This window comes from Bariatricus sp. SGI.154, assembly GCF_050313795.1.
GTDB lineage: Bacteria > Bacillota > Clostridia > Lachnospirales > Lachnospiraceae > CAMBRQ01.
Window position 1 is genome coordinate 30860 of sequence record NZ_JBNPMC010000008.1, and the last position, 21870, is coordinate 52729.

The 21870-nt window shown below is 44.5% G+C and carries 18 protein-coding genes; 12 read left to right on the forward strand and 6 right to left on the reverse strand.

Annotated elements, in window-relative coordinates:
- The first annotated feature begins 25 nt into the window (after positions 1–25).
- The 4 genes from ACQRBN_RS05680 (at position 26) to ACQRBN_RS05695 (ending at position 4790) form a co-directional block, all read left to right on the forward strand.
- On the forward strand, positions 26–2500 hold the full coding sequence (locus ACQRBN_RS05680; RefSeq protein WP_427738011.1) for a glycogen/starch/alpha-glucan phosphorylase: 2475 nt from the start codon (positions 26–28) through the stop codon (positions 2498–2500).
- Positions 2501–2602: 102 nt separating this feature from the next.
- A complete protein-coding gene (locus ACQRBN_RS05685) occupies positions 2603–3565 on the forward strand; it encodes a SpoIID/LytB domain-containing protein (protein ID WP_427738012.1) in 963 nt (320 codons plus the stop codon).
- A gap of 44 nt (positions 3566–3609) precedes the next feature.
- A complete protein-coding gene (locus ACQRBN_RS05690) occupies positions 3610–4368 on the forward strand; it encodes a murein hydrolase activator EnvC family protein (RefSeq protein ID WP_427738013.1) in 759 nt (252 codons plus the stop codon).
- Between the two features lie 152 nt (positions 4369–4520).
- Positions 4521–4790: a GIY-YIG nuclease family protein gene (locus ACQRBN_RS05695; protein WP_427738014.1), complete on the forward strand. Its 270-nt coding sequence runs from the start codon at positions 4521–4523 to the stop codon at positions 4788–4790.
- A 49-nt stretch (positions 4791–4839) separates the two neighbouring features.
- Here ACQRBN_RS05695 and trhA read toward each other — a convergent pair whose 3' ends face one another.
- Entirely contained in the window at positions 4840–5502 is a 663-nt protein-coding gene (gene trhA, locus ACQRBN_RS05700) for a PAQR family membrane homeostasis protein TrhA (RefSeq protein ID WP_427738015.1), read from the reverse strand.
- Positions 5503–5780: 278 nt separating this feature from the next.
- Between trhA and ACQRBN_RS05705 the strand changes: the two genes are divergently transcribed.
- The gene (locus ACQRBN_RS05705; protein WP_427738016.1) at positions 5781–6353 is read left to right on the forward strand and encodes an ECF transporter S component; all 573 of its coding nucleotides are present in this window, start codon (positions 5781–5783) and stop codon (positions 6351–6353) included.
- A gap of 73 nt (positions 6354–6426) precedes the next feature.
- Here ACQRBN_RS05705 and ACQRBN_RS05710 read toward each other — a convergent pair whose 3' ends face one another.
- Both ACQRBN_RS05710 and ACQRBN_RS05715 read right to left on the reverse strand, forming a co-directional pair.
- Positions 6427–7035 carry a nucleoside recognition protein gene (locus ACQRBN_RS05710; protein WP_427738017.1) on the reverse strand — a complete coding sequence of 203 codons (609 nt, stop codon included), beginning with the start codon at positions 7033–7035 and terminating at the stop codon, positions 6427–6429.
- Positions 7036–7140: 105 nt separating this feature from the next.
- Complete coding sequence (locus tag ACQRBN_RS05715) at positions 7141–8538, reverse strand: MATE family efflux transporter (protein ID WP_427738064.1); 1398 nt, start codon at positions 8536–8538, stop codon at positions 7141–7143.
- A gap of 318 nt (positions 8539–8856) precedes the next feature.
- Here ACQRBN_RS05715 and ACQRBN_RS05720 point away from each other — a divergent pair, with 318 nt between their 5' ends.
- Positions 8857–10917: a beta-galactosidase gene (locus ACQRBN_RS05720; protein WP_427738018.1), complete on the forward strand. Its 2061-nt coding sequence runs from the start codon at positions 8857–8859 to the stop codon at positions 10915–10917.
- A 118-nt stretch (positions 10918–11035) separates the two neighbouring features.
- Positions 11036–11563, forward strand: coding sequence for a spore maturation protein (locus ACQRBN_RS05725; RefSeq protein ID WP_427738019.1), 528 nt, complete (start codon positions 11036–11038; stop codon positions 11561–11563).
- Between the two features lie 92 nt (positions 11564–11655).
- Here ACQRBN_RS05725 and ACQRBN_RS05730 read toward each other — a convergent pair whose 3' ends face one another.
- The gene (locus tag ACQRBN_RS05730) at positions 11656–12411 is read right to left on the reverse strand and encodes a hypothetical protein (protein ID WP_427738020.1); all 756 of its coding nucleotides are present in this window, start codon (positions 12409–12411) and stop codon (positions 11656–11658) included.
- A gap of 148 nt (positions 12412–12559) precedes the next feature.
- Between ACQRBN_RS05730 and ACQRBN_RS05735 the strand changes: the two genes are divergently transcribed.
- The 4 genes from ACQRBN_RS05735 to ACQRBN_RS05750 all read left to right on the forward strand — a co-directional run bounded on the left by ACQRBN_RS05735 (position 12560) and on the right by ACQRBN_RS05750 (position 18370).
- On the forward strand, positions 12560–12793 hold the full coding sequence (locus ACQRBN_RS05735; protein ID WP_427738021.1) for a GAF domain-containing protein: 234 nt from the start codon (positions 12560–12562) through the stop codon (positions 12791–12793).
- 136 nt (positions 12794–12929) lie between these two features.
- Complete coding sequence (locus ACQRBN_RS05740) at positions 12930–14300, forward strand: Wadjet anti-phage system protein JetA family protein (RefSeq protein ID WP_427738022.1); 1371 nt, start codon at positions 12930–12932, stop codon at positions 14298–14300.
- Between the two features lie 7 nt (positions 14301–14307).
- Entirely contained in the window at positions 14308–14952 is a 645-nt protein-coding gene (locus tag ACQRBN_RS05745; RefSeq protein WP_427738065.1) for a DUF4194 domain-containing protein, read from the forward strand.
- On the forward strand, positions 14903–18370 hold the full coding sequence (locus tag ACQRBN_RS05750; RefSeq protein ID WP_427738023.1) for an ATP-binding protein: 3468 nt from the start codon (positions 14903–14905) through the stop codon (positions 18368–18370). The genes ACQRBN_RS05745 and ACQRBN_RS05750 overlap by 50 nt, the downstream gene beginning before the upstream one ends.
- 95 nt (positions 18371–18465) lie before the next feature.
- Here ACQRBN_RS05750 and ACQRBN_RS05755 read toward each other — a convergent pair whose 3' ends face one another.
- Entirely contained in the window at positions 18466–19266 is an 801-nt protein-coding gene (locus ACQRBN_RS05755) for an MBL fold metallo-hydrolase (protein ID WP_427738024.1), read from the reverse strand.
- 109 nt (positions 19267–19375) lie between these two features.
- Positions 19376–20662 (reverse strand): aminotransferase class V-fold PLP-dependent enzyme, encoded by a 1287-nt coding sequence (locus ACQRBN_RS05760; RefSeq protein WP_427738025.1) that lies wholly within the window; start codon positions 20660–20662, stop codon positions 19376–19378.
- Positions 20663–20824: 162 nt separating this feature from the next.
- On the opposite strand from ACQRBN_RS05760, the gene ACQRBN_RS05765 reads away from it, so the two are divergent.
- Positions 20825–21754, forward strand: coding sequence for a LysR family transcriptional regulator (locus ACQRBN_RS05765; protein WP_427738026.1), 930 nt, complete (start codon positions 20825–20827; stop codon positions 21752–21754).
- Positions 21755–21870: the final 116 nt, after the last annotated feature.

Here is a 21870-nt window from a genome sequence, read left to right on the forward strand (position 1 = left end):
TCAAGAATAAGGAGAGAAGGGAATTATGTATAATCCGAGATTTGCGAAAGAAGCATTTAAAAAAGAAGTAAAGCAGAATGTAAAGCATCTGTTCCGTAAGGAGATTGAAGAAGCATCACAGCAGGAACTGTATCAGGCAGTATCCTACGCTGTAAAAGAAGCAATCATTGATGACTGGATTGCAACACAGAAGCAGTATGAGAAGGATGATCCGAAGATCGTCTACTATATGTCCATGGAGTTCTTGATGGGTAGAGCACTTGGAAACAACCTGATCAACATGACTGCTTACACAGAAGTGAAAGAAGCACTGGACGAGATGGGAATCAACCTGAACTTGATCGAGGATCAGGAACCGGATCCGGCACTTGGTAATGGTGGTCTTGGTCGTCTGGCAGCTTGTTTCCTGGATTCACTGGCATCACTGGGATATGCTGCATACGGATGTGGTATCCGTTACCGCTACGGTATGTTCAAGCAGAAGATCCAGGATGGCTATCAGGTAGAGAAGCCGGATAACTGGCTGAAACATGGCAATCCATTCGAACTTAGAAGACCGGAATATGCAAAAGAAGTACGTTTTGGCGGTAATATTCGTGTTGAGTATGATAATGAGACAGGAGATATCCGTTTCAAACAGGAGAACTACGAATCCGTTATGGCAATTCCGTATGATTACCCGATCGTAGGATACAATAACCATGTGGTTAATACCTTGCGTATCTGGGATGCTGAGCCAATCGTAGACTTCCAGTTAGAGTCATTTGACCGTGGTGATTACCACAAAGCGGTTGAGCAGCAGAACCTTGCGAAGAATATCGTAGAAGTACTGTATCCTAATGATAACCACTACGCAGGAAAAGAATTAAGACTGAAACAGCAGTATTTCTTCGTATCTGCAAGTCTTCAGGCAGCAGTTGCAAAATATAAGAGAAAACATGACGATATCCATAAATTATATGAGAAGATGACTGTTCAGATGAACGATACGCATCCGACTGTAGCCGTAGCAGAGTTAATGCGTATTCTCTTAGACGAAGAAGGTCTTGGATGGGATGAAGCATGGGAGATCACAACAAAAGTATGTGCATACACCAACCATACCATCATGGCAGAGGCGCTTGAAAAATGGCCAATCGACCTGTTCTCAAGACTGCTTCCTCGTGTATACCAGATCATCCAGGAGATCGACCGCAGATTCATCGAGCAGGTACGTAAGATTTATCCGGGAGATGAGAACAAAGTTAAGAAGATGGCAATCTTAAGAGATGGACAGGTGAAGATGGCACATCTTGCAATCATAGCAGGCTACTCTGTAAATGGTGTTGCAAGGCTTCACACAGAGATTCTGAAGAATCAGGAATTAAGAGACTTCTATCAGATGATGCCTCAGAAGTTCAACAACAAGACCAATGGTATCACACAGAGACGTTTCCTGATGCACGGCAATCCGCTGCTAGCTGACTGGGTAACAGACAAACTTGGTACAAAAGACTGGATTACAGATCTGTCTCTGATGTCCGGACTTAAGAAATATGCTGATGATAAAGAAGCACAGAAAGAATTCATGGATATTAAGTTCCGGAACAAAGAGCGTCTGGCAAAATACATCCTTGAGCATAATGGAATCGAAGTTGACCCAAGATCTATCTTCGACGTACAGGTGAAGCGTCTGCATGAGTACAAGCGTCAGTTACTGAACATCCTGCATGTAATGTATCTGTACAACCAGATCAAAGAGCATCCGGAGAAGAACTTCTTCCCAAGAACATTTATCTTCGGTGCTAAGGCATCCGCAGGTTACATCCGTGCAAAAGAGATCATCAAACTGATTAACTCTGTTGCAGATGTAATTAACAATGACCGCAGCATCAATGGCAAACTGAAAGTTGTATTTATCGAAGATTACCGTGTATCTAATGCAGAGTGGATCTTTGCGGCAGCAGATGTCAGCGAGCAGATCTCTACCGCTTCTAAGGAAGCATCCGGTACAGGTAACATGAAGTTCATGCTGAACGGTGCGCCGACACTTGGTACTATGGACGGAGCGAACGTTGAGATCGTAGAAGAAGTGGGTATTGAGAATGCATTTATCTTCGGATTAAGTTCTGACGAAGTTATTAACTACGAGCAGAATGGAGGATACAATCCATGGGAGATCTACAACAACGATCAGGATGTACGCAGAGTCGTAGATCAGTTGGTAGACGGTACTTATGCAAATGGCAACACAGAGATGTACCGTGATCTGTACGATTCCTTATTGAATGCAAAGGGTGGCAACCGTGCAGATGTGTACTTTATTCTGAAAGATTTCCGCGCTTACGCAGACGCACAGGAGAAGGTAGAAGAGGCTTATCATGATAAAGACAGATGGGCGAAGATGGCACTTCTTAATACTGCTTGCTGCGGCAAGTTCTCTTCAGACAGAACGATCGAGGAATATGTAGAGGATATCTGGAAACTGGAGAAGATTAACGTTGAGGTAAAGGCAGAATAAGACGCAGAAGTATTGTGGAAATATTTTGCGAAAAGAAAATATTTTGCAGAGAGAAGAATAAAAAATACAACCCTTCCATACAGTGTATGGGAGGGTATTTTTATGCGGCAGAAGTTGAAGAAATTAGGATGTTATCTCATTATTATCATATTATTGCCTTATGTGGTTACCGTATTTTTAAATGGTCCAAGCATTACGACGTATTCTCATGTGGACGGGACGTATATGAAAGTGCGGATTGATGGTGGAAATGGTGGAAACACAGATGGAGATGGGACGCAAGACAGTGGCGGGGATGGTGGAAATGCGGACACAGACGCAGGAACCATCGTCGAGATGCCGATTGAGGAATACTGTATCGGGCTTCTGGCGAAAGAAATCCCGGCTTCTTATGAGAAGGAAACGCTGAAGGCGCAGGCGGTGCTGGTGCGTACAGATATCTATAAAAAGATTAAGGAGACGGGGAGCGATACCGTACTGGAAGGGGATTTCTGGACCAAGAAGCAGATGGAAGATGCCTGGGGGAGCAAATATTCAAAATATTATCATAAGTTGGAAGATGTCTGGAGTGAGACGGAGGGGCAGGTGCTTCTGTATGGAGAAGAACTGGCGATGACGCCATTCTTCCGGTTGAGCAATGGCTGTACGAGGGATGGAAAAGAAGTTCTTGGAAGTGAGGATTATCCTTATCTTAAGATTGTAGATTGTCCTCAGGATATTGAAGCCAAGAAACAGATCCAGACGATGACGGTTGATGATATGGATGCTGAAGTTACGGCGACGGATACGGCGGGATATGTCTTGAACGTCAGAATAGGGCAGGAGAATATCAGTGGTGAAGAGTTTCGTGATACATATGGACTTGCATCAAGTTGCTTTACATTGCAGCGTTATAATGGGAAGATGAGGATTACGACATGTGGAATCGGACATGGGTTGGGGATGAGCCAGTATACTGCTAATCAGATGGCAAAAGACGGCAAAACGTATGAGGATATCCTGCAATATTTCTTTGAGGGAACTGAGATGAAAGAAGTCGCAGAAATATTAGTTGACACGGAATAAGTCTATCACTATCTGGCAAAAATATAGTCAGAGGTGGTGATAAGATGAATCAAAGGCAAAAACCTTCACAAAAAAAGAAGGGCGCTACCGTTGCAGCAGTATTGTGCTTTGTGGCAGCAATCGCAATAGTTGGAACATATACATTCAATGACTACAAAAAGACACAACAGAAAGAACAGCTTGCGCGGGCCGAAGAGACGAATGAAACAGAAGATAAGAAGGTAGAGGAACCGGCAGAAGAGGCGAATAACCTGGTGGTAAGTAACCAGAATGAGTCCCCGGCAGAAGATGAGCAGAATCAGACGGACAACCAGACGGATGGGACGGCAGGTACAGCTGGCGCAGCCGGAGCCCAGAGCACAGCAGGAAACAGTGCTTCTATTAATTTTAGCGAAGACAGCAAACTGTTATGGCCGGTGAATGGCACGATTCTTATGAGTTATAGTATGGACAAGACCGTATATTTCTCAACTCTGGATCAGTATAAGTACAATCCGGCAGTAATTATTTCCGGAGCCGAAGGTGACCAGGTAATCTGTGGAACAACCGGAATTGTGAAGTCTATTGATGTAACTGCGGAGACCGGGACAACGGTCAATGTGGATATCGGAAATGGCTATGAGTTGTTCTATGGACAGTTAAAGGAAGTGCCTGTAAAGGTTGGAGATTATGTAGAGGCTAAGACCGTGCTCGGCTATGTGAGCCAGCCGACGAAGTACTATAGCGTTGAAGGATGCAATGTGTATTTTGAGATGCGTAAGGATGGACAGCCGGTAAATCCGGTGGAGTATCTCGAAGAGTAGTGGGGACGGGGAAAATTGCATTTTCCCCCGTCCCTGATTCATTTTGCCGTGTCCCTTTTTGGATTTGCCGTGTCCCCATTTGATAATTGTGGAAAAAATCCTATAATTAGTCTATAATTGAAATGATTATAGATGAGGTAAAGAGAGAGAATATGAACTATACATATATTGTAAAATGTAGAGACGGAAGTCTGTATACAGGATGGACGAATGATATAGAGAAACGTATAGAAGCCCATAATGCGGGGAAAGGTGCGAAGTATACCAAGTCGAGGCGACCAGTAACTTTGGTCTATTATGAGGAATTTGCAACGAAGCAGGAAGCCATGAAGCGTGAGTATGCGATCAAGCATATGAAGAGGAAAGAGAAGGAAAAGGTCATTGGGGACAGGGCAAATCCAAAAAGGGACACGGCAAATTAAATTGGGGACGGGGGAAAATTGCAATTTCCCCCGTCCCCAATGCGTAGTATTAAAGTATGAAAGCATACATCACTATAAAGTGGCAAGCGCTTCCGCCCATTACAAATAGGTGGAAAATCTCATGGCTGCCGAAGTATTTGTGTCTGCTGTTGAATAGTGGAAGTTTCAAAGCGTATATCACCCCACCCACTGTATAGATAATTCCACCTGCAAGAAGCCAGCCAAAGGCTGCCGGAGACATGGAATTAAGGATTTGGGTGAATGCAAGCACGCAGGTCCAGCCCATGCCGATGTAAAGTACGGATGATACCCATTTCGGACAATACACCCAGAACGCTTTGATCAGGATGCCGACAAGGGCGATTCCCCATACAATGCTTAAGAGAATGATTCCTGTCTTGCCGCCCAATACTAATAAGCAGATCGGAGTATAACTTCCGGCTATAAGTACACTGATCATCATATGATCGATTTTCTTTAATATTGTATTGATCTTATCAGATTTATCGAACGTGTGATAAGTGGTGCTGGCTGCGTATAATAATATTAAACTTGCTGTGTAGATTGCGATGGATATCACATATATATGGCTGGGTTCATGTGCTGCCTTTATTAGCAATGGAACCGCTGCAAATATCGCCATTAGCATTCCGATGAAATGTGTGATTGCACTTCCGGGGTCTTTAATGTGTTCTTCTATTGTTCGTGCCATATGAATACCTCCTAAAAATATATTGAAATTACAACATGTAGTTTTGAAAACTATGTTATCTATATGTGTATATTATACCCTATATTCCAAAAAAGCAAGCATTATATTAAAAATTAATAATTTAGAGAACTGGATTGGTCAAATATAAAATAACTGGCTGTTTCTGCGTAACCACTCTGGTGGTATTATATTTGACAGTTATATGATTGATCATTATAAATTATAGGTCAAGAATGAGTATAGAGGAAAGGTTAGGGTATAATAGGATGGGAATCAGTATGGCAAGAGCAGATGTAACAGGAACAGACAGAGTAAAGGCGATGGTTATCACCGCATTTTTTGCAGCGATTACATTTCTCGGAATTCAGTCATTTAGAATACCGCTTCCGGCAGCAGTTGGAACGCCGTTTGTACATTTTGGACACATATTTGTAGTAATGGGAGTGTTGATTCAGGGTGGAAAAAGAGGTGCTGTATCAGGAACTGTCGGATTGGTAATTTTTGATATTTTGAATGGATATATGCAGGATATTCCACAGGTATTTATTGAGACGATTGTCAAATGTCTGATTGTAGGCGCGATATTTGTCATTATGAAAAAGCGGGCGGATGGCAATAAGACGAAAGAATATACAAGTGCTGTCATCTGTGCAGTGATCTATGGGTGCCTGAATATTTTGATTGAACTGGTTATGGGGACGATTAAGATGATGATACTTGGAAGTGGTTTTGCGGCAGCCTTTATGGGATCAGTGGTATCCATTCCTGCAACAGCGATTAATGCGGTGTTCATGATTATTGCAATTGCGGTTTTATATAAGCCGGTGGAAAGCATTTATAAGAGAATATAAAGTTAAGAATGAAATGAAGAAAAGCCTCTGGAGTGGAAATACGACTTTCTACTTCGGAGGCTTTTAGAACGTTCTAGTCCCGATCCATTATTTTGCAATATATTATAGCGGCAAGTGTGCTGATTGCCGTTGCTATAATGCCGGCTCCCACAATTGCCGCAGGATTTACGCTGCCATACTGACTCCGATATGCAATGACATTGACAGGGATTATCTGCAAAGACGAGATGTTGATGATCAAAAAAGTACACATCTCATTACTTGCAATTCCTTTTTTACTTACTGGTCCTGGCATACGCCCCTTTCTTCTGTCATCTTCCAGCCGTCCAAGTTCTTCCATTGCTTTTAAACCTGCCGGAGTCGCCGCCCACCCAAGACCAAGAACATTAGCAATCATATTGGTCGTGATGTGTTGTTCCGCTGGATGACCAACTGGAAGGCTAGGAAATAAGAAACGAATCATTGGCTGGATCTTTTTAGAGGCGGCACTTATAATTCCTGCTTTTGTTGCGATTTCCATCAATCCGACCCATAACGACATGACTCCCATCATGGTGATACAGAGCGTAATGGCCTCTTTGGAGGAGTCGATGGCAGCGTTCGTAATATCCGGCATTCGTCCGGTAAAGGCAGCGAAGATGATGCCGAGCAATATCATGCCCGCCCACAGATAATTTAACATATGAGGAACCTCCATTTGGGATATTCGTATTCTATCTCCTATAATAAATATGTAGGTGAAGGGATAATTAGGACGCAAATAGAAAAAAGGGACAGGGAAAAGTTGCTATTGTGTATCTTCTAGTTTCCTCCACACGGTCATCATCATTGTAACAAAACATGCTATGCCACCCAGGAAATTTGAAATGGGCTCTGCTAAGAATACGCCATTTGTTCCGAGTCCGGCGATGGTCGGGAGCCACAGGGTCAGTGGAATGACGATAATAGCCTTGCGGAACAGGGAGAAGAAGACAGCGTGCCGGTATTTGCCAAGGGCAGTGAAGGTAGACTGTCCGGCGAATTGGAGTGCCATCATGAATATACCGAAGAAATATAGTCTCATGGCAGGTACACCTGCTTCCAGAAGTTCCGGATCACTGTTGAACAGGTGGATGAAGAAGCGTGGGAAGAAGAACAGGAGCGCCCACGCGGCTAAGGTAAATATGATAGAAAATATGGTGGTAAAACTGATCGCGGATTTGACCCGTTTATATTCTTTTGCGCCATAGTTGAAACTCATCACAGGTTGGGCACCGCTGGACATGCCGCTTACGGGCATGGTTATGATCTCGCGGACGGAATTAATTACAGTCATGATGCCGACGTACAGATCGCCTCCATAGCGCTGCAGCGTAGCATTGCAGATAATCTGTACGGAGCCATTGGTAATGGACATGATGAATCCTGCAAGACCTAAAGCAGTGATTTCTTTAATTAGAGATATTTGTAATCTCATACATTTCTTAGTTAACTTAATAATTGCTTTATCGCCGACTAAGAAGTGTAATACCCAGATAGAGGAGATGCACTGGGAGATAATTGTTGCCAGCGCAGCACCCTGGACTCCCATATGAAAGACGAAGATGAACAGTGGGTCCAGCAGGAGATTCAAGATCGCACCGATGGAGACTGTCAGCATTCCGGTAATGCCAAATCCCTGGGCATTGATGAAGTTATTCATGCCAAGGCTCGTCATGACGAATAATGTCCCCAGCAGGTAGATGCGAAGGTATGCATTGGCATAGGGATAAGTAATATCACTGGCGCCAAAGAGATAGAGCAGCGGATGCTTAAAGATATAACATATAACAGCCAGAACTGTGCCGGATAGTAAGAGCATGGCGAAGGAATTGCCCATGATTTTCTGAGCACGTTTTGTTTCCCCAGCACCTCGTGACATTGAGAAAAGCGGTGCCCCTCCCATTCCGAATAGATTAGCGAATGCGGTGATGATCGTAATGATCGGAAGTGCCAGCCCGATTCCGGTTAATGCCTGTGTTGAAGTGTGTGGAATATGACCGATATAAATGCGGTCTACCACGTTATATAAGACATTAATTAGTTGTGCTAATGTCATGGGGATAGCGAGCCGCAGTATGTTAGAGGATATGCTGCCCTGACTGAAATCCTGCGCTTCTTTGGCAGCATGGCTGGAAATAAGATTTTTAAAATGTTTTGATACCATTGTCATATAATCACCATTTCTTTTGCTTTTTATATATTTATTAGGGAATTTTGTCATATACATCTTAGAGGGTTATGATTCCTGCAACAATAAAATCATACAGACTATATAATGTAGTATATGCGTTCTGTGATTTATTTTCAATGAGACAAATGTATGGCAAATATATTTTTTTGCAGAAACGTGAGAGAGATTAATGTAAAAGAATAAAGTAAAATGTGTTTGCCAGTACAGAGACAGTATAAAGTATGATATACTGAAACTAAAATATATCGAAAGAAACATACAGAAAAGATATGACAGTAAAGGAGAGATAATATGAATCACAAACAGAATTATCAGTGGCAGAAAATGACGATGGGAACTTGCTATTATCCGGAGCATTGGAATAAAGAATTATGGCCGCAGGATCTGGATCGGATGCTGGAAGCAGGAATCACGGTGATTCGAATTGCAGAATTCGCGTGGAATAAAGTAGAACCGGAAGAAGGAGTATTTACTTTTGATTTCTTTGATGAGTTCCTGGATCTGTGCAGCAAGAAGGAGATGAAGGTTATATTCGGAACACCGACGGCAACGCCTCCTGCGTGGCTGACTGAGAAGTACCCAGAAGTGTTGAATGCAAGAAAGGACGGGGTGCTTTATCGGCATGGCGGAAGAAGGCACTACAACTATAATTCTCCGATTTATCAGAAGTTGAGTGCACGGATCGTGGAGAAGGAAGCAGAGCATTATGGCAAACATCCGGCAATCGTTGGATGGCAGATTGATAATGAACTGAACTGTGAGACTTGTGAATTCTATTCAGAGTCAGATTCGGAAGCATTCCGCGTATTTCTTCAGAAAAAATACGGGACACTTGAGAAATTGAATGAGGCATGGGGAACTATTTTCTGGAACCAGACTTATACAGACTGGGAGCAGATCTATGTGCCGCGGACGGTTCTGAATGAGGGAATTAATCCGCATCAGCACCTGGATTATTACAGATTCATTTCGGACAGCATGCTGAGATATTGCAAAATGCAGGCAGAGATTATTCGGAAATACAAAAAGCCGGAGGATTTCGTTACTACGAACGGAATGTTCTGGAATGTGGACAATCACCGTATGGAAAAAGACTGCCTGGATGTGTATACCTATGATTCTTATCCAAGTTTCGCATTCGGACTGGATAGGAATCTGGAGACGGCAGACGATCTGAATGACCGCAAATGGACCATGCACCTGAACGAAGTGCGCTCTATCTGTCCGCATTTCGGAATTATGGAGCAGCAGTCAGGAGCAAATGGATGGACAACCCGGATGGAGGGACCGGCGCCAAGACCGGGACAGTTAACGCTCTGGGCAATGCAGAGTGTGGCACAGGGAGCCGATTATATCTCATTCTTCCGCTGGAGAACCTGTACGGTAGGAACGGAGATCTACTGGCATGGAATTCTGGATTATGATAACAGGGATAACCGGAAGATTGCAGAGGTGCGAGATTTCTATAAGAAGTTGAAAACATTAGATCCAGTATGTGGTGCTAAGAATGTGGCGGCATTTGCACTGGTGAAAGACTATGATAATGAATGGGATATAGAGGTGGATGCATGGCATCAGAGAGTTTGGAAAGCAAGTGAAAAGGAGATCTTTGTTGCGTCCGAACTGAATCATACCCCTTATGATGTGATTTACCTGCAAGAAGACAGTGAGGTAGAAGACCTTGCCGCATATCCGGTGATATTCTATCCGCATCCGACTTTGATGAGCGAAGAACGGGCTGCTCTTCTAAAATCCTATGTGGATCGGGGAGGTGCTTTGATTATTGGATGCCGTGCCGGGTATAAAGATATGAATGGCAGATGTGTCATGCTGCCACAGCCGGGGCTTCTTCAGGAACTTACGGGATCGGATGTCAGAGATTTCACATTCACAAGTCCGGCAGAGGAGCCGGTTCTGGCTGATTTTGGAGGAGAACGGATAGAGATGCCTCTATTCAATGATATCATGGATACGTTGGAAGATACGAAAGTGCTGGCAGTATATGAGAATAGCTATTATGCCGGAAAGGCTGCGGTGACAGAGAAACAGACAGGAAAAGGACGGACAATCCATTTCGGCAGTACATTCTCCAGAGAGAATGTGAAGAAGTTATTGGAATATACGGGAATTCTTGAACCGTTCGGAGAATTCATAGAAGCCCCGGAGACGGTACAGGTGGTAATGAGAGAAAATGGCGGGAAGAGGTATCTGTTCGTGCTGAACTTCCAGGCAGAAGAGGTGGAATGTGTATTGAAGAAACCGGGGAAACTGATGTATACAGGGGAGACAGTAGAAGGAACATTGAGGCTTCCGGCATTTGGAACTGCGGTGTATGAGATGGTAGAAGAGTAGAATCATCAAAAAGGGACAGGGCAAATCCAAAAGGGGACACGGCAAATCGCATTGGGGACGGGGGAAATTGCAATTTCCTCCGTCCCCAATGCATATACATAGATAGGGGGTGTACTGTATGAATTTATTATTATATGTGACAGATTTTATCGTGCCTCTTGTGATCTTTGGAATTGTCAGTTACGGTATCCTAATGAAGGTCAACGTCTATGACACATTCATCAAAGGTGCGAAGAGTGGTTTCTTTACCGTAATCAAGATTATGCCAACCCTGGTTGGGCTGATGGTGGCGGTGGGAATACTGCGTGCATCGGGATTCCTGGATTTCCTGTCGGAGGTCATAGGGATGTTCACAGAATATATTGGCTTCCCGGGGGAACTGGTGCCGCTTACGGTGGTGAAGATGTTTTCATCGTCTGCTGCAACCGGGCTTTTATTGGACGTATTCAAGGAATATGGCACGGATTCTTACATAGGGCTGATTGCATCGATCAGCATGTCTTGTACGGAAACGATATTCTATACTATGAGCGTATATTATATGACGGCGAAGGTAACGAAGACGAGATATACGCTGGGAGGCGCGTTATTCGCTACATTTGCGGGCTTGGTGGCGAGCGTGATTCTGGCGGGGATGATGGTGTGATAAGATAAATTAATCCCAATGGGATAAAATAGAAGAACCGGTATAATACGTATTACACCGGTTCTGTTAAAAGTAAGATATTGATGTTATATTTATTTCTTCCCTTTGCTCTTATCGCGAGGATTCTTCCAGATATTAAGCGCAGCAATAATTCCGACAATATACAAGATGCTTATGAGAATGGTCGGATTATCCTTAAGCAGATAAGTAACCGCCACAATTGCTGCCAATGAGATTGTTAACTGGAATGCAGTCAGAAGTCTTTTTTCTTTCACTTCTTTTGCCTGCTGCAAGAATTCCAGTCTCTCTTGTTCTAATTTGAGATAGTCCATAAGATCCTCGTCTTTGATGCGGGACAGGATTAGCTGATCTCTGGAGTAACTGTTATCCTTAGAGCGGAAATGGAAGAAATGCCTCTTCGGTCCCTCATCTTCGTCAAAATCAAAGTCGTCACTGGAATCCTTGGTATAGGATGATCTTATGAAACTGGCAGACTTCTGTGTGCCAGAGGAGTTGTTCTGTGAAGTGTTACCGCCAAATCCGTTGTTATTGGACTGGCTTGCAGCGGACTGGTGTGTGTCGGATGACCCAGGAGCAGCGGCTGTATTCGGGGCGGGACTCTCAGTCACAGGTTCTGCTGTCGCGGGTTCTGCTGCCATAATCGGTGCGGCAGACTGGACTGGGGTATTAACTTCAGATGTTTCGGAAGCAGTCTTGGCTTGGTTTGCTTTATCAGCAACGTTATCTTCAACTTTATTTTCAGCCTCATCAGAGGCAGTTTTGTTCACGAGTGGGACGATTTTATTTTCGGTATTTTCTTCTTTTACAACGCTTAATTCTTCAGACACGAGTAATCCCTCCATAATCAATTTCTTCTATCATAGCAATTTTCGACATAAAATTCAAGAAATCCGACAAATTGTAATTCTTAATTTTATAGAAATACCCTTATAAAAGTGTTAAAATGAATCAGAATGACAAAAGAAAGGTTTTGATATGATGAATACGACTTCTGCAATGGAATCTGCTGATAAAAAATCTATATACAAGTTGCTAAGTAAACAGCTAAAGGGAGTAATCGGGCAAGTGCCTTACTTAATTTCTAATTTAGCCAATGCATCCGCACTTTTGAATGAAACTTTGACGGATATTAACTGGGTGGGATTCTATCTTATGGAAGATGGAAAACTTGTCCTTGGGCCATTTCAAGGGAAACTTGCATGCACTTGATGAGGATGACAGGGAAGGACTGGCTGAATTTGTGAAAATATTGGAGAAGCACATGGCAATCTGTTGATTAGAGATAGTGATGTTGCAAGAATAAGGGTAAACAAATATAAGGGCAAACAAATAGAGGAGAGTACATATGCAGCTACGCCAAGAGATCCCGGACACCTTCTGGAGCCTGTTCCGCTCCGTGAACCGGGAGATATACATAGAAGCACTTCTGTGCATTAACGAAGAATACCAATACAGTAATTATTTTCTCACCCGTGAAGTGTGCATCCAGGTTTTAAGCGACATGAATGCGAAGAAACGTTTTGAATTACAGTGGGAAGAGGGTGAGACCAGGATTGATATGCTGGAAACACCATCTTCACGCATCTTGAATTGGCTTCTGAAGACGGGGTGGCTGAAAAGAATCGAAGATTATAATACGCTGGTGACGAATATCGTCATCCCGGATTATGCGGCGGTATTCATCGAGGCATTCGAGAGGATCAATTCCGAAGACCTGGAAGAGACGGATATCTATATCCAGAATGTCTATGCAACGCTCTTCTCATTCCAGAATGACCCTCGGGCGAACCTAAGTATGCTGCGGACGGCGCTGGTGAATACGAGGCGGCTGAACAAAGCATTGCAGGACATGCTTCACAACATGGACAAGTTCTTCGGCAGGCTTCTGGATCAGGAGTTCTATGGGGATCTGCTAAAAGAGCATTTGGACGGATACGTAGAAGAGATTGTCCGCAAGAAGTACCATATACTGAAGACTTCGGATAATTTCTACATCTATAAGATGGATATTAAGAAATGCATCCGGGAAATGCGTGAGAACGAGGAGTGGATAGAGAAGGTAAGAAAGCGTTCGAAGATGATGGGAGATACGAAGGATGACGTACTGGATCTTCTGGACCTGATCGAGCGGGGATTCGATGACATTGAGCACCGCATTTCCAATATGGATAAGGAACATACCAAGTATGTACGGGCGACGGTGACAAGGCTTAACTATCTTCTTAGCGGTGAGACGGATACGAAAGGTCTGGTGGTACAGCTTTTGAACCGGATGTCTGCTGCGCCTTCCGGCGAAGAGCGGGAAGAGATTATCCGAGAAACCGGGGCGAAGATGAACCTCTCTTTATTGGAAATGTTATCGGAGAAATCATTATATAAAAGAAGAAAAGGGCGAAAGGATTTTATCAGTCAGATGGCAGCAGATGAGGCGATGGAGGATCTGGATAAGGAAGATGTGCTGCGCCTGAACCGGATTCAGATGCGGTACAGTAAGGAGCAGATCGAAGAGTTTATCGAGAACCGTATGGAAGATGAGATTATGGATGCGGCGAAGGTTGACATTACGGAGGAAGAGGATTTTGAGAAATTGATCCTGGCGTATGATTATAGTACGAGGAAGAATAGTAAATATATGGTGCTGGAGGAAGAGACGGAGATGGTTGAGAGAGCTGGATATAAGTATCCGGCGCTTAAGTTTGTGCGCAGGAGGGTATAAAATGGCAATGATAGATTATTTTGAACAACTAACCCAGGAGGAGCAGGAGGATGTCACAGAAGTAATTCAGACCTTATATCGTCAGACCTACCTCCTGGAACGCAGATTCGACAGACGTTCAGGGCGTATGCAGTATGTACCGGAGTATCGGACATGCAGCAAGCATATAGAATTCCTGCGGGCGTATTTTGCCGTGGCGGGGATTGCATTGAAGGAGAATGCCCACATGGGTGTGATCTATATCCAGGAGGAGATGTTGTGGGGTGAGAAACTGCCACGGCTTGCAACCATATATCTGCTCGTGTTGAAACTCATTTACGATGAGCAGATGGCGAATGTATCGTCGAGCAGCCATATTGTGACGACATTAGGAGCGGTGAATGGGAAGGCGGGGGAGTTCCGCGTGCTTACGAGTCTACCGTCACCGACGGAGATGCGGCGTACTATTGCGCTTCTTAAGAAATATCAGATGATTGAGCCGCTGGATGTATTGGAAGAATTGAATGAGCATACAAGGCTTGTCATCTATCCGTGTATTCATGCGGTATTGATGGGCGATGATATTAAGGAACTGTTAGAGACGTTCGGGGAGGAGGATCACATTGGAGATGAAGCAGCCATTCAAAGCACTCTCGAAGATATGCCTGAATAACTGGCATTATATAGATAGGAAGATATTGACACTGAATGAGGGGATTAATTTCTTCACAGGGCATTCCGGAAGCGGGAAGTCTACGGTGATTGATGCCATCCAGATCGTGCTGTATGCCAATACGGATGGGCGTGGCTTCTTTAATAAAGCGGCAGCAGATGATTCGGACCGGACGCTGATCGAGTATCTCCGTGGCATGGTGAATATCAGTGAGAATAATGAGTCTCAGTATCTGCGGAATCAGAATTTCTCCAGTACGATCGTGCTGGAATTGGAGCAGACGAACACGAAGGAGAAGCAATGCGTGGGCGTTGTGTTTGACGTGGAGACGGCGACCAATGAGATCAGCAGGCTGTTCTTCTGGCATACGGGCGGGTTATTGGAGAATTCTTATCGTACGAAAAGCAGGTGTCTGACTACCATGGAGATGCGCGAGTATCTGCAGAGGACGTTTTCGCCGGAGAGGTTCTACTGTGGACCGAGCAATGAGAGATTCCGCCGGCAGTTGTATGACATTTACCTGGGCGGGCTGGATATGGAGAAATTCCCGAGATTGTTCAAAAGAGCGATTCCATTTCGCATGAATATTAAGCTGGAAGATTTTGTGAAAGAATATATCTGCATGGAGCAGGACATCCATATTGAGGATTTGCAGGAAAGCGTGATGCAGTATGGGCGGATGCGCAATAAGATTGAGGAAACGCTGGAGGAGATTCGCCAACTTACGCAGATTCGGGAGATTTATCAGAGATATGACGAGAAGCGTAAGGAAGTGGAATTATGCTCCTATCAGATCGACCGTTTGGAAATGCTGCAGTTGGAGGCGAAGATTCAGGAGTGCCGGGATAAGATGAAGAACCGGCAGGAGGAGATTGCCGGACTGGAAGGGCAGAAGGCGCGGCTTGAAGAGGAGCAGTCTGCACTGCAGAAGGAATACGAGGAGATTATTCTTCGGATTGCTAATAGTGGGTATTCGAATCTGGAAGCGGAACTGGGAGCGCTGAATGAGACGCTGGAGAGACTTAGGAATAGCAAGGTCAGATGGCAGCAAACGGCGGAGCGCTTGGCGGAATGGAAGAATCAGGATGTGACACCGAATCAGACGATATGGGATATCGAGAAATTCGCGGACGGGGACATTTCCGAAGAGGAGATGGAACGTTTGATGGAGAGTTTCCGTGATATTCAAGAGGAACTGGAAGAGCAGAGGCAGGAGACGGATGCGGACCTTCGTAAAGTAAAGAAAGAAGAGAAAGAGGCGCGGGAGGAGTTAAAGGCGCTGAAGCAGGGAAAGAAGGCATATCCGCGGGAACTGGAAGAGGCGAGATATGAACTGCGGAACCGTCTGCATGAGCGATGCGGGAAGTTCGTGAATGTGCAGATTATGGCGGATCTTCTGGATGTGAAGGACGAGCGGTGGCAGAATGCGGTGGAAGGCTACATGGGCAATCATAAACTGCTGCTTGTGGTGGAGCCGGGGTATGCCAAGGCTGCGATGGATATCTATGAGGAGATGGATAAGAAGAAGTTCTTCCGGGCGGCGGTGGTGGATACGGAGAAGGTGTCAAAAGAGGCGCATCAGGTACGTCCGGGGTCACTGGCGGAAGAAGTGCGGGCGAAGGAGCCTTATGTGCAGGCATATATTGATTTCTTCTTGGGAAATGTGATGAAGTGTGAGACGATTGTAGAACTCCGTGAGTGCCGGATCGGAATTACGCCGGATTGCGTGATGTATCACAGTTATCGTTTGCAGCATATTAATCCGGAGAATTATACCAGACGTGCGTATATTGGCGAGATCAGTATGCGTCAGCGGGTGCGGCAGTTGGAGGAGCGATGCCAGAAATTGCAGGATGAGAGGATACCGCTTCAGGAGACGCTGGAGGATATCCGTAAGACGATGCAGCTGGAGATGTTGAATCAGCCGATTGGAGATTATCTTGGCTGGATGGCAGATGTGAAGGAGATGCCTGCGAAGGAGCGAAAGAAAGCGCAGATTACGGAGAAGATGCGTAAATTGAAGGAAGAATCCGTGGATGCGTGGGAACTTCAGAAGGGAGAACTTGCGCGGCAGCAGGATGAGAAAAAGAACCAGATTACGAAGGTACAGGAGGGAATCTGGGGGAATCGAAGAGAGATTGACAGGCTGAGTGAGGAAGTCTTGCAAGCGGAGAGTGCGTTGCTGGAGCAGAGGCGAAAACTTGGAGTGAAATTGAAAGTACAATTAGAAGATGGTGTTGCTCAGAATGCAAATGCTGGTGGAATGCCAAGGACAGATACGGCAGTTGAGTTGGTGGAGAATGACAGTGTAGAAAATCAGGATATGAATATGACTACATATGAGCAAGAATTCCAGAAGTATTTGTCTGGCAAGAAATCTACAAATTACGATTATCTTAAGCGTCAAAGGATCTCCGAACTCTCTCCGATGCGTGAAGAAGAAGAGCAGAATTATCAGAAGTTAGTGGAAGAGCGGAGCAGTTACATCCGCAGTTATCCGAACCGGACATTCTCTACTGCAATCCGTAGTAACGAACCTTATGAGCAATTATTAGAAAGTCTTCAGTGCGATGATCTGGAAGCATTCAAGGAATCTGCGAAAGAGCAGGCGCGTTCGGCGGTAGAGCATTTTAAAGATGACTTCATATTCAAGATCCGCAGTGCGATCCGTGAAGCGTACCAGCGCAGGGATGAGTTGAATCGGATTATCAGTGGATTGGATTTTGGTAAGGATAAGTATCAGTTTGTCATTACGAAGAATAAAGGGGCGGACGGAAGATATTATAAGATGTTCATGGATGATTCCTTGCAGATTCATCCTTCTCAGCTGACGGATTCAATGGAGAATCAGTTGAATATGTTTACGATGGAGCATGAGGATCAATATGGGGATCTGATGAATGAGTTGATTAATATCTTCATTCCGCCGGAGAATGCTACGAAGGAAGAACTGGAAGAGGCGAAAAAGAATATGGATAAGTATGCGGATTACCGGACTTATCTCTCCTTCGATATGCAGCAGATTGTAAAAGGCGAGAAGGATATGACCATTGGGCTTGGCAAGATGATTAAGAAGAACTCCGGCGGTGAGGGACAGAATCCGCTGTATGTAGCGCTGCTGGCAAGTTTCGCGCAGGTGTATCGGATCAATCAGTCGGCGAAGATGCAGAGGAATCCAACGATAAGGCTGGTGGTGTTGGATGAGGCATTTTCCAAGATGGATGCGGAGAAAGTGGCAAGTTGTATCTCGCTGATCAGGGGGCTTGGATTCCAGGCGATTATCAGCGCGACCAACGACAAGATACAGAATTATCTGGAGAATGTGGATAAGACGTTTGTCTATGCGAATCCAAATAAGAAGCATATCTCGATACAGGAATTCGAGAAGAAGGAATTTGTGGAACTGGTGGAGGAGTAGAAGTTAAAAAGGGACACGGCAAATCGAAAAAGGGACACGGCAAATCCAATTGGGGACGGGGGAAATTGCAATTTCCCCGTCCCCAATGCGTCACGTTAAAGTGCGAATGTCTCCAGATCATCCGGCACATACAGATTCCCATGATAGTACTGCTGTCCTTCTTCGGTATACAATTTCTTACGCTCGGCCAGATGCGTTTCTTCCGTATGATACAGAAGCAGATTCGGTACTCCAAGTTCTTCAGCCAGTTGGCAGGCTTCTTTAACCGTGCTGTGATGTTTCTCGTAAGGCTTGAACTTATCTGCCTCGCCAAACAGGCAGAATGCCTCATGGAGAAGCCAATCGCTGCCCTTCACATATTCATAATTCACTTCATTATATGGCTCGTCCCCAACGCAAGTGAACTTCTTGCCATTTTTCAATTGCATAGTGAACCCAAACTGTTTCGCTTTGGTAGAGGCGATATCAAAGAAAGTCACAGGACAGTCGAGAACTTCACGCTGGTCGCCGCTCTCAACAATGTCAAAACGAATCCTCTCCCCCATATGTTTGCAGACTTTCTGCTGAATTGTCATATTGGCGATTGCCTGGATCTTCTCAGATAATTCTTTGTGGCAGTAGATTCTGAGTTCCCCATCGTATTTCCCCTGATTCATTCTCTGTCCGATAATACGAATCAGCCAGATGATTCCAAGAACGTGATCTACGTGTTCATGAGTAACAAAGATGTCATGGATATCAGTGATTGCGATCCCTGTGTCTTTCAGTACTTTTAAAATTCTATTTCCGCCGCCTGCATCTATGAGAAAATGTCTTCCTTCATCAGAAATGGCAAAACATGTGTTGTAGCATTCGGATACAGCAGCATTTCCAGTTCCCAGTATTGTCAGTTTCATATTAAACCCTCCATTCTATTCATTTCCCCGTCCCCAAAAAAGGAACTGCTGCCCTATATGTGGGGAAGGCAGCAGTTCGGTCGTCTATATATGACGTAAACGAGAGGAGTTATACGTTATCGGCAATTTCTTTTGTAGCAATCAGGAACTTATCAATATCATCTCTTCCATGGCAGTGAAGAGGAGATACACGGATTGCTCCTTCAAGTCCAAGAGACTCTACGATTCTCTTAGAATATGGGCTTGTGTTCAAACGCTCGAATACGGTTATACCGTGCTCCAAGTATTTCTGGGACAGGTCAGAGAATTCGATACCTTTGATTCCCATAGCAACAATCAGATCCTTGTATGTAAGGTCTTCCATATCAACATATACTTCAGCCTTGTCGATATGTCTTAATCCCGGCACTTCATCAGTTCCTTCCAGTAAGCGGTAGAGAAGAGCTCTCTCCTGAAGGTGGATGCGGCGCATACCTTCTACATATAATTCACGCCTGTTCGTGCTTTCGATAAAGTGAGCACCGATCTCACATACATAATCAATAACAGCCATCATTGCTGCGAAATTTCCTGGTGTTGGAGTACCAAGCTGCCAGATGCTGTTGTCCTTGTGGGTCAGTTTGTGGTGAGGCAATGCTGATACACGATCAGATACATAGCAGAAACCACATCCACGTACGCCAAAGAACTTGTAAGGTGCGAAGTTAGATACATCTACGCCCCAATCTTCTACGTCGATTGCACAGTGTGGAGCATGCTGTACAGCATCACTTACAATATAGATCTCAGGATTGATCTCTTTTGCACGGCGTACAATCTCTTTGATATCCATGATGTTACCAGAGATGTTAGATGCGGCCATAATGCTTAACAGTACAGTATCTTTATCTACGTATTCCATGATTGTGTCAACATCAAGACCGCCGGTCTCTTTGTTAGCAGGTACAACACGGAACTCGCGTCCGGTTCTCTGGCAATAGTGCTCAACTGCATCGTGTGCAGATGGATGCTCCAGTGAAGATGTAACTGCATTTGTTCCCCAGCCAGCACCAAGCATAATAGTTCCTACAGCGTTGAACATTGTCTGAGAAGCGGATAGTTCTGAGATCAGGGAACCACTCTTAGCGCCGAATACTGTTTCCAGAATATCTTTTGTTCCGCCGGATACATAGTGGGAAAGTTCATAACCTCTTCCACGTACACGCTCCGGGCAATCTGGGAACTCTTCAACGGCAGCTTTGATTTCTACGGCTCTTTTTAATCTCAGAGATCCGCCGGAGTTCTCGAAGAAAAGTCTTTCGCCATGCTCTGGGTCTGCATCTGCGTAGCAGAATTGATCTTTCAGGCTTTTCTGGTATTCGTCAGAAAATAATACTCCATATTTTTCGTCGTTCATTTTTTCATCCTCCTTATTGGACGTTACGTTTTTTTGCTTGTAATAAGCATAGCACGAATATTTGGAATTGTGAAATGAATAATTTCGCTGTATAATATTAATAAATTTTATATTTAAACGGATGAAAATATGTGCATTTGTGTGTATGAGAGGAGGAAGCGTATGAACTTGTCAGAGATTGAAACATTTCTAATGATAGTAAAGACGAAGAATATTACGAAGACTGCTGAGAACCTGTTCTTGTCACAGCCGACAGTTAGTCACAGGCTGAAATCACTGGAGGAAGAACTGGGGATTGATCTGATTACAAGAAAGAAGGGGTATAAGCAGATCGAACTGACTTCACAGGGGGAGGAGTTTATTCCGATTGCAGAACGATGGATTTCCATTTGGCAGGAGATGCGGCTTCTCAAAGACAACAACGAGAGATTATATCTGACTATTGCCTGTACGGACACGCTGAACAGTGCAATCTTTTTTGACTTGTATCGGGATATGCTAAAACAGGAAGAACAGATGATGAATCTGAGAATTAAGACACATTATTCTTATGAAATATATGGATTGTTGGAGAATCATGAGATTGATCTGGGATTCGTTTATCATCATCTGCATTTTAAGAATATCGTGGCAGAACCTATATTAAAAGAGAAGATGTACATTATACAATCGGCGGATACTAAGATTAAGAAGCCAGTGATACATACGGATGAGTTAGACTTAAGCCGGGAGATCTTCTTAAGCTGGGAGGCGAATTACCAGATCTGGCATGACCAGTGGGTGAGCAAGGGAGAGAGGTCCCGTATGGAGGTGGATACATTCGAGCTGTTGTTCCATCTCCTGTCAGAGGAAGGAATGTGGGCGATCGCCCCGGTATCCGTGGTAGAGCGTATCAGTAGCCTGCGTCAGGTGTATGTGAGCAAGATCGGTAATGCGGTACAGCCGCCAGAGCGGATCACTTATATGATCAGGCACAAATACCCGAACGAAGGAAGGAGAAAAGCAACGCAGATATTCGAACGGGAGATCTGTCATTATCTAAGCGGAAAGGACTGGGGATATGTAGGAAATTACAGGCTGGCAGAATCTTAAACACGAAGAGGCGGTACAAAAGGGCCTGTAAAATAAGTTCCTCATCAAGAAAGGCCCGTTCCGGCAAAGGCCGGTTCGGGCGTTTCTTCGTATATTACATCAAATATTTCGATATA